General features: G+C 69.5%; 9 protein-coding genes and 1 other RNA gene. 2 read left to right on the forward strand and 8 right to left on the reverse strand.

What is annotated here, in order from left to right; genetic code table 11:
* Positions 1 to 180: 180 nt before the first annotated feature.
* The 7 genes from ssrA to pruA form a co-directional block, all read right to left on the reverse strand.
* Positions 181 to 556, reverse strand: a transfer-messenger RNA (tmRNA) gene (gene ssrA / locus GSF22_RS25980).
* 103 nt (positions 557 to 659) lie between these two features.
* Positions 660 to 1,139: an SsrA-binding protein SmpB gene (gene smpB, locus GSF22_RS25985; RefSeq protein ID WP_208816363.1), complete on the reverse strand. Its 480-nt coding sequence runs from the start codon at positions 1,137 to 1,139 to the stop codon at positions 660 to 662.
* A gap of 117 nt (positions 1,140 to 1,256) precedes the next feature.
* A complete protein-coding gene (gene ftsX / locus GSF22_RS25990) occupies positions 1,257 to 2,132 on the reverse strand; it encodes a permease-like cell division protein FtsX (protein ID WP_208816364.1) in 876 nt (291 codons plus the stop codon).
* Between the two features lie 74 nt (positions 2,133 to 2,206).
* On the reverse strand, positions 2,207 to 2,887 hold the full coding sequence (gene ftsE / locus GSF22_RS25995) for a cell division ATP-binding protein FtsE (RefSeq protein ID WP_208816365.1): 681 nt from the start codon (positions 2,885 to 2,887) through the stop codon (positions 2,207 to 2,209).
* 119 nt (positions 2,888 to 3,006) lie between these two features.
* The gene (prfB, locus tag GSF22_RS26000) at positions 3,007 to 4,128 is read right to left on the reverse strand and encodes a peptide chain release factor 2 (protein WP_208816366.1); all 1,122 of its coding nucleotides are present in this window, start codon (positions 4,126 to 4,128) and stop codon (positions 3,007 to 3,009) included.
* A gap of 133 nt (positions 4,129 to 4,261) precedes the next feature.
* Entirely contained in the window at positions 4,262 to 4,786 is a 525-nt protein-coding gene (locus tag GSF22_RS26005; protein WP_208816367.1) for a PadR family transcriptional regulator, read from the reverse strand.
* Positions 4,787 to 5,080: 294 nt separating this feature from the next.
* Positions 5,081 to 6,709 carry an L-glutamate gamma-semialdehyde dehydrogenase gene (gene pruA, locus GSF22_RS26010; RefSeq protein ID WP_208816368.1) on the reverse strand — a complete coding sequence of 543 codons (1,629 nt, stop codon included), beginning with the start codon at positions 6,707 to 6,709 and terminating at the stop codon, positions 5,081 to 5,083.
* Positions 6,710 to 7,005: 296 nt separating this feature from the next.
* On the opposite strand from pruA, the gene GSF22_RS26015 reads away from it, so the two are divergent.
* A complete protein-coding gene (locus GSF22_RS26015; RefSeq protein WP_208816369.1) occupies positions 7,006 to 8,010 on the forward strand; it encodes a hypothetical protein in 1,005 nt (334 codons plus the stop codon).
* A gap of 74 nt (positions 8,011 to 8,084) precedes the next feature.
* On the opposite strand, the gene GSF22_RS26020 is transcribed toward GSF22_RS26015, so the two are convergent.
* Positions 8,085 to 8,597, reverse strand: coding sequence for a DUF6912 family protein (locus tag GSF22_RS26020; protein ID WP_208816370.1), 513 nt, complete (start codon positions 8,595 to 8,597; stop codon positions 8,085 to 8,087).
* Between the two features lie 164 nt (positions 8,598 to 8,761).
* Here GSF22_RS26020 and GSF22_RS26025 point away from each other — a divergent pair, with 164 nt between their 5' ends.
* The gene (locus GSF22_RS26025) at positions 8,762 to 9,004 is read left to right on the forward strand and encodes a helix-turn-helix domain-containing protein (protein ID WP_208816371.1); all 243 of its coding nucleotides are present in this window, start codon (positions 8,762 to 8,764) and stop codon (positions 9,002 to 9,004) included.
* The last annotated feature ends 158 nt before the right edge of the window (positions 9,005 to 9,162 follow it).

Here is a 9,162-nt window from a genome sequence, read left to right on the forward strand (position 1 = left end):
GGGTGGGGGATCACGGCGCACCTCCGTCAGATACGGGACGGTCGCATGAATCAGATGGTTCACCTGCTGCGGCCCGCTGTCCACGCCCGACGCGGTTTTCCGTACACCCCATGACGCACAGCGGGATGAACGGGCACATACGGCACGGCGCCCCGGTCCGGTGGACCGGGGCGCCGTGAACGGTGGAGGTGCCGGGAATCGAACCCGGGTCCTTCGCCGCCTTGTCAGGGCTTCTCCGAGCGCAGCTCGCTGTGCCTCTACTCGGCCCCTCCGATCACGCGAGCGAGTCGGTGTGACGGGCCCAGTCGCTGATTGATCTCGCCGCACGGACCCCGCGACCGGGTCCGGTTGGCCAGCCTTCTAGCTGATGCCGGCTAACTGGGTCGAAGGCGCTCCCAGGCCGACAGACTTGCTACTCGCCTCAGGCGGCGAGAGCGAAGTCAGCGCGATTGTTCTTGGCGCTTATTGGTTTCCGACGAACGATTCTCGAGACGACGTCGGCTTCCTCGGCTCGCTTCCCCTGTCGCAACGTACGAAGTCGAAACCAGTCACCCCCTCGACGGGCTGCCGTGTGCAGCCAATCAAGCCTAACGCCTGGCGCCAGCGGATTCATCCCGGCTCCCCGGGGTGCTCAGCAGCCGGGCGAAAAACCCGACATATCACTCATGCATCCCCTTGCCGCGCCGGCCGACCGCCCGGGCGATCTCCCGGTCGGCGTCCCGCTTGGCCAGGTCCTGACGCTTGTCGTACGCCTTCTTACCCTTGGCCAGCGCGATCTCGACCTTGGCCCAGCCGTCCGAGAAGTACACCTGCAACGGCACCATGGTCAGCCCACCCTCCCGGGTCTTGCCGATCAGCCGGTCGATCTCCAAGCGCTTGAGCAGCAGCTTGCGGGTCCGCCGGGGCTCGTGGTTGGTCCAGGTGCCCTGGGTGTACTCCGGGATGTGCATCTGGTGCAGGTACAGCTCGCCGTTGCGCTCCTGGGCGAACGCGTCGACCAGCGACGCCCGCCCGGCCCGCAGCGACTTGACCTCCGTACCGGTCAACGCCATGCCCGCCTCGTAGGTGTCGAGGATGGCGTAGTCGTGCCGGGCCTTGCGGTTGGAGGCGACGACCTTGCGTCCCTTCTCCCGTGGCATCGGGACCACACTCCTCTCGGGGACGGCGGACAGCCGGACAATGCTATCCGAAAGGAACGGGCCCGCCGGCACCAGATATTTCCTGGCGCCGACGGGCCCGTACCCGTGTCGACCTGGCTAGACCCGCAGGTAGAAGCGGAGGGTGACCCAGGCGGTGATCGCGCTCACCAGGGCGCCCGCGCCGGCCATCAGCGGCAGCATGATCAGCACGTCGCTCCAGCCGACCGGGGTCAGCAGCTCGGTGAGGTCACGTAGCGACCCGTCGAAGAGGAAGACCTTGGCCAGGGAGAGCGCACCGAACCCGATCAGCGCACCGATCAGACCGGCGACCACGGCCTCCAGCACGAACGGTGCCTGGATGAACCAGTTCGAGGCACCCACCAGCTTCATCACCGCGACCTCGCGGCGCTTGCTGTACGCGGCGACCTGGATGGTGTTCGCGACCAGCAGCAGGGCGGCGATCGCCATCACCATCGCGGCGACCAGCGCGATGTTCTGCACCGCACCCAGGATGTTGAAGATCTTGTCGAGCAGCCGGCGCTGGTCGACGATCTCCTCGATCCCGGCGGAGCCGGTGTACTTGTCGAAGATCTGCTTGTACTGCTCCGGGTCCACCAGCCGCAGCCGGAACGACTCCGGCAGCTGGTCCGGTTTGACCGCGCTCACCAGGTCGGGGGCGTCCTGGTACATCTCCTTGAACCGCTCGTACGCCTGTTCCTTGTTCTCGTAGATGACCTCCTTGACCAGGGGGTCGCCCTTGAGCTTGGCACCGAGGTCGTCGCGTTCCTGCTGGGTGACCTCGGTGGTCAGGAAGATCGAGACTTCGATGTTCTCGTAGTAGCGGTCCTTCATGTTGTCGACCTGGCGGTACATCAGCCCGCTGGCGCCCAACATGGTCAGCGACACGGCCATCGTGATGATCATCGCGACGGTCATCGTCACGTTGCGCCACAGTCCGACCAACACCTCGGACAGGACGTATTTCACACGCATCGGGGGTTCCTTCCGGATCTCCGCAGAGAGTCGTTCGTCGTCTTCATCGGCGGGCGGCGGCGGAGCGCCGGGGGTCAGCCGTAGACGCCGCGGGCCTGGTCGCGCACGATGCGTCCGCTCTCGATCTCAACGACGCGGCGGCGCATCTGGTTGACGATGTTGGAGTCGTGCGTGACCATGACGACCGTCGTGCCGGTGCGGTTGATCCGGTCCAGCAGGCGCATGATCTCGATCGAGGTGTCCGGGTCCAGGTTTCCGGTGGGCTCGTCCGCGAGCAGGATCAGCGGCCGGTTCACGAACGCCCGGGCCACCGCCACCCGCTGCTGCTCACCACCGGAGAGCTCGTGCGGGTACCGGTGCTCCTTGCCGCCGAGCCCGACCAACTCCAGCACCTCGGGGACCACCCGCCGGGCGACCGCCTTGGTCTTGCCGATCACCTCGAGGGCGAAGGCCACGTTCTCGTACGCCGTGCGGTTCGGCAGCAGCCGGAAGTCCTGGAAGACGCAGCCGATCGAACGCCGGAAGTGGGGTCGCTTCCAGGAGCGCATCGAGGTGACGTCCTTGCCGTTGACAATGACCCTCCCCTTGTTGGGGGTCACCTCGTGCAACAGCAGCTTGATGATTGTGGACTTGCCGGAGCCGGAGGGACCGATGAAGAAGACGAACTCGCCCTTCTCGATCGAGCAGGACACGTCGTCGAGCGACGGCCGGGACGCCTTCGGGTACGTCTTCGTCACTTGCTCAAGCTGAATCACGGGTGGTGAGTCTACGCGGTGTAACCGCAACGCCAAGTCCGACGCCCGCTGAGTGAGGGGTGAGTCATCGATTTCCTGGGGCGCTACGCGATCGACCGACGCGCAGCGCCCCGACACCGTCACGCGCTGTCGCCGGCCATCTGCTGCTGCTTGCGCCAACGGATCCCGGCCTCGATGAAGCCGTCCAGATCACCGTCGAAGACCGAGCTGGGATTGCCCGTTTCCTGCTCAGTTCGGAGATCCTTCACCATCTGATACGGGTGCAGTACGTACGACCGCATCTGATCACCCCACGACCCGGCGGCGTCGGTCTTCAGGCCCTGGAGCTTGGCCTGCTCCTCCTGGCGCTTGCGCTCCAGCAGCCGGGCCTGGAGCACCCGCAGCGCGGACGCCTTGTTCTGGAGCTGGGACTTCTCGTTCTGGCAGGTGACCACGATGCCGGTCGGGATGTGGGTGATCCGCACCGCCGAGTCGGTGGTGTTGACGCTCTGCCCGCCCGGACCGGAGGACCGGTAGACGTCGATCCGCATCTCGTTCTCGGGGATGTCGATGTGGTCGGTCTGCTCCACCACCGGCAGCACCTCGACCCCGGCGAAGCTGGTCTGCCGCCGGCCCTGGTTGTCGAACGGGCTGATCCGCACCAGCCGGTGGGTACCCGACTCCACGCTGAGCGTGCCGTAGGCGTAGGGCACCTTCACGGTGAAGGTGGCGGACTTCAGCCCGGCCTCCTCCGCGTACGAGGTCTCGTAGACCTCGGTCGGGTAGCCGTGCCGCTCGGCCCAGCGCAGGTACATCCGGAGCAGCATCTCGGCGAAGTCGGCGGCATCCACCCCGCCCGCGCCGGCCCGGATCGCGACCAGCGCCTCCCGGGAGTCGTACTCCCCGGAGAGCAGGGTCCGGACCTCCATCTCCTGGACGGCCTTGGTCAGCCCGGTGATCTCCGTCTCCACCTCACCGAGCACCCCGGAGTCGTCCTCCGCCTCGGCCAGTTCGAGCAGTACCCGGGCGTCGTCGATCCGGGACCGCAGGCTCTCCAGCTTGGCGATCTCACCGTTGACGTACGACAGCTGGGAGGTCACCTGCTGGGCGCGGGCCTGGTCGTCCCAGAGATCGGGGGCGGAAGCCTGCTCCTCCAGGCGCACCTTGTCCCGGCGGAGCCGGTCGAGATCGAGGACGGTCTCGATGTTGCGCAGGGTGGCGTCAAGATCCTTGAGCTGATCGGCGTAATCGGCAGCGGTCACGACAGTCAAGAGTACTTGCCGGCCCGCTCCGCAGCTCATCTCCTCCTTGCCGACCCGCCGCCCCGCCTCGCGCACCCGAGGGCGGGGAGCATCGGCGCCGGACGGAGCGAACCGGGCACCGGGTGACAGACCCCTACTTCGCCACCGGGGCCGGCACGCTCTTCAGCCAGGTGAGCGCCGCCTTGTGGTACGCCACGGCGAACTCCAGCGCGCTGGCGTCGAAGGTCTCGCCCTCCTTCTTCGCGTTCTTGACCTGCTCCCGCACCGCGGCCAGCGCCTCGGTGTGGTACTCGTTCGCCGTCGCGTACAGGTTCCGGAGCTGGGTGGCCGAGTGCAGGGGCCCGAACGCCACCCGCAGCGCGACCGGGTTACGGATGGTGTCCCGCCCCGGGAACTCGGCCAGCCAGCGGGAGAAAGTCCGCTTGCCGGAGGCGGTGATGGCATAGGGTTGACTGGAGCGTGGGCCCGGCTTACCCAGCCGGACGTAGCCCTGCTCGGCCAGGACCGGCAACTCGCGGTACACCTGACTGCGTGTCATCGACCAGTACGGCGCAAGCCGTCGTTCGGCGGCGGCCATCAACTGACCGCCGGTCATGGGTCCCTCGTGGAGCAGGCCCAGAAGAGCCGCGGCCGTAGGGTTGATTTCGGATTCCGCCATGCCCATTACGCTGCCACTTTGCCGTCTCGGCGTCCAGGATTTGCCAGAATCACCACCCCATAGGCGTTCCTATGTGAACTGTCGGTGACAGACTGTCTGCCCAGGACGATCGATGTCCGCGGGGCGGAGAGCCGGGCGGCCCCCGCGCACACCGACGGCGGTCACGGCGACCACCGTGGGTCACAGCCGCCCCAGCGGTCCCGCCATCCGCAGCAGGGCCCGTCGACCTGGCGCGTCCGGGTACGGAAGGGCCCCCGCCCGCCGCGCTGCGGTCGGACGGGGGCCCGGTGACGCTCAGTCCATGTGCGGGTACCGGTGGTCGGTGGCCGGCACGAAGGTCTCCTTGATGGTCCGGGGGGACATCCACCGCACCAGGTTGTGCCACGAACCGGCCTTGTCGTTGGTGCCACTGGCCCGGGCGCCACCGAACGGCTGTTGGCCCACCACCGCCCCGGTCGGCTTGTCGTTGATGTAGTAGTTGCCCGCCGCGTACCGCAGCGTCGCCGACACCGAGTCGATCACCCGGCGGTCGGTCGCGAAGAGCGAACCGGTCAGCGCGTACGGCGCCACCGACTCGGCCTGCGCCACCACCTCGTCGAACCGGTCGTCGGCGAACACGTGCACGCCGAGGATCGGGCCGAAGTACTCGGTGGTGAACGACTCGTGAGCCGCGTCGGTGCACTCGAACAGGGTCGGCCGGACGAACCAGCCCACCGAGTCGTCGGCGGTACCACCGGCCACGATCCGGCAGGAGTCGTCCGACTTGATCATCTCCAGGGCGGCGGTGTGCCGGGCGAACGCCCGGCTGTCGATCACCGCGCCGCCGAAGTTGGCGAAGTCGGTCACGTCGCCGTAGGTCAACGACTCGGCGGTGGCCGCGAGCCGGTCCCGCAGCCCCGCCTCCCAGAGCGAACGCGGCACGTACGCCCGGGACGCGGCCGAACACTTCTGCCCCTGGTACTCGTAGGCGCCCCGGATCAGCGCGGTGTGCAGGGCGTCCACGTCGGCGCTGGGGTGCGCGACGACGAAGTCCTTGCCGCCGGTCTCGCCGACCAGCCGGGGGTAGCCCCGGTACCGCTCGATGTTCTCGCCGACCGTCCGCCACAGGTACTGGAAGACCTTGGTGGAGCCGGTGAAGTGGATACCGGCCAGGTCACGGTCGGCGAGTACCACCTCGGAGACCTCGACACCGTGCCCGGTGACCATGTTGATCACGCCGGGCGGCAGGCCGGCGGCCTCGAAGAGACGCATCGTGAAGTGCGCGGAGAACTGCTGGGTCGGGGCCGGCTTCCAGACCACGGTGTTGCCGAGCAGCGCCGGCGCGGCGGGCAGGTTCGCGGCGATCGCGGTGAAGTTGAACGGCGTGATCGCGTAGACGAAGCCCTCCAGCGGCCGGTGGTCGAACCGGTTCCACACCCCCGGAGAGGAGATCGGCTGCTCCTCCAGCAGGGCCCGGGCGAAGTGCACGTTGAACCGCAGGAAGTCGATCAGCTCGCAGGCCGAGTCGATCTCGGCCTGGATGACCGTCTTCGACTGGCCGAGCATGGTCGCCGCGTTCAGGGTGTCCCGCCACGGGCCGGCGAGCAGGTCCGCGGCACGCAGGAAGATCGCCGCCCGCTCCTCGAACGGCAGGGCCCGCCACATCGGGGCGGCCTGCTTCGCGGCCGTCACCGCAGCCTGCGCGTCGGAGTTGGTCGCGTTGTGGGTGACCCCCAGCACATGTGCGTGCCGGTGCGGCTGGACGACGTCGATCGCCTCGCCGCCGGCCATCCGCTGCTCGCCCGCGATGGTCATCGACAGGTCGAGCCGGTCGGCGGCCAGTTCGGTCAACCGGTGCTGGAGCCGTTCCCGGTCGGCGCTACCCGGTTCGTAGTTGCGGACCGGTTCGTTACGCGGTTCGGGTACGGAGAAGACAGCGTCCATCTCAGGCTCCTGGCGATCTCGACGGCGGTGGCGAAACCGGCCCCGCCCGGGCCGACCGGTCGGCCGGACACCGGCACGACCGCACCCGTGGGGTGGCTCAGGCGCGGCGGCGGGACCTGCGCCGATTGTTCCATGCCCCGCCCGGCCTGCCACGCCGGCCGGAACCGCCGTCCGGGCGCACCGCGCGGTGCCCGCATTCCGCGCGCGTACCCTGGGGGGCCGGCGATCCATCCGCGCCGCACCCCGCCTCGACCGGGACCGACGACGTGCGGGGCTGCACCGCTGAAGGGGAGACGATGACACGAGAGCCCGCCACCACCCCGGCCACCCCGCCGGACGGACCGGCCGGCGAGCCCGCCCGGACGTACGCCCCGGCGGCGGCGACCCTGGCGTTCCTCGCCCTCGGCTGGTTCGCGGCGATGCTCTGGTCGGCGCGGGCGGAGATCCAGGCGGCTGAGGTGGGCGCCATCGCGATCACCCTCGCGGCCAACGCGCTACCCGTCGTGGTCGCCGCCGCGCTGGTGACCGGGGCCGCAGTGGCCCTGGTCGTGGCCAACCTGCTCACCCGCCGGGGGATGCTCCGGCCGACCCCCCGGTTCACCGCCACCACCGCCACCGGTCTGGTGGTGGGTGTACTCGGCGCCCTCGTGGTCACGCTGACCTTCAGCGCCGGGTCCGCCAGCATGGTGCTCGCCGGTACGACCGCTGCGGCGGCCACCGTGGGTGGAGCGGTCGCCGGTACCCGGCTCACCGCTGCCGTCGGCGCCCTGGTCAGCGCCGCCCTGGCCGTGTTCGCGGTGGTCCTGGTCCTCAGCCTCTTCAACGGGCAGCTGCTGTCGCTGTTCGGCGCCGGGGAGACCCAGGTCTCCCAGTTCAACGCGGCCCGCTGGGTCTCCCGGCTGGCGTCGCTGACCGCCGGACTGGTCGCCGGACTGGTCGCCTTCGGCTACCTGCGCCGCGCCCACCGGCGGGGCGCCGCGCCGGACCTCCGCTGGCCGGCGTACCTGCTGGCGGGCGCCGGTCCCGGCCTGGTGCTGCTGGTCACCGAGGTGATCATTCGGATCGGTGGCGGCTCGGTGCTCAACCTCGCCGGGGCGCTCAGCGAGGCGGACGGCATCGCCCAGCGGGTGCTCAGCGGCTCCCGGATCGACCACGCCATCGGGGTGCTCTTCGTCGGCGCGCTCACCACGCTCATCGCGTTCGGGCGTACCCTCGGCCCCCGGCCGGAGGATGACGACCCGGCGGACGACGACGAGGACCCGGCCTTGGCGGCGGAACCGGCAGCCGACGTGCCCCACTAGCGGGGCCAGTCCCGCCAGGGAGGTCACGTCAGGGATGTCGCGTCAGGGACCTGTCGCGCCGCCGACCGGTCGGGTCAGGACGCGGCCCGCAGCAGCAGGTCGAGTTCGCTGACGTCGTACCACTCCAGCTCGTGGTCCTCCGCGCCGTCGACGGTGAACTGGGCGTCCGGGTCGCCGGCCAGCGCCTCGGCGACCACCGCCACGGCGGCGGCCACGTCCCCGGTCGCCTCGGCGCCGTCGACGTGCAGGGCCGCCACCGCCTCCACCGGCACCGGGGCGGCCAGCCGGACCGTACTGGAGCCCAGCTCGCCGTCACCCCGCCCCACTGCGGAGGCGGGCAGGTCGACCGAGACGACGGCCCGCCGTCGGGGCGCGTCGGGGTCCTCCCGCAGCAGCCGGAGCGCATCCTGGGCGGCCCGCGTGAAGGCGACGTACTCCAACTCCTCCTCGTCGCCCTCGGCGTACCACTCCCGGAGGCCCGGGGTCACCGCGTGACCGCCGGGCGCGGCCAGCACACCCTTGTCCCGCAACGTGGCCAGGGTCGGGACGGTCGCCGGAATGTAGACCCGGACGAGCTGCTCGGTCACGCTTCTCTCCGCTCGACACGGGCGCGGCGGACCACCGCACCGGACACCGAGCGTACCGGCAGGTCCGCCCCGGTCCGGGTGGGCAGGCCGACGATGGTACGAAGGGGTGCGGCAGTGGCCGGTGCGTACAGGCTGCCAGTGGCAAACTGAAGCAAACGAACCTAATGCCGGGAGTCCCCGTGGAACCCAGATTCCTGCTGCTGTCCGACGTGGCAGCGGAGTTGAACGTGTCGGACTCGCAGGTCTATCACATGGTCCGCAGTGGCGAGCTGCCCGCGATCAAGATCGGCGGCCGTGGGCAGTGGCGGGTGGAGCGTGCCCGACTGGAGGAGTACATCCAGCGCAAATACACCGAGACGGCTGAGTGGGTGCAGAACAACCCATTGGCCGAACGCGATACCGAATAGGACGGTCGGCGCCCAGGTGATTGACCGTCGGCACATCGTTGGCTACAAATGGAAGCTGTCGGAGGCAAACGAAAGCAAACGCAAGGAACATGAAGGGACGGTCATGGCCGCATCCGCGAGTCCCCCGCTCCGGCCCGCCGTCCGGCTCGGGCGGGGAC

It is taken from the genome of Micromonospora echinofusca, assembly GCF_017614955.1.
GTDB lineage: Bacteria > Actinomycetota > Actinomycetes > Mycobacteriales > Micromonosporaceae > Micromonospora > Micromonospora echinofusca_A.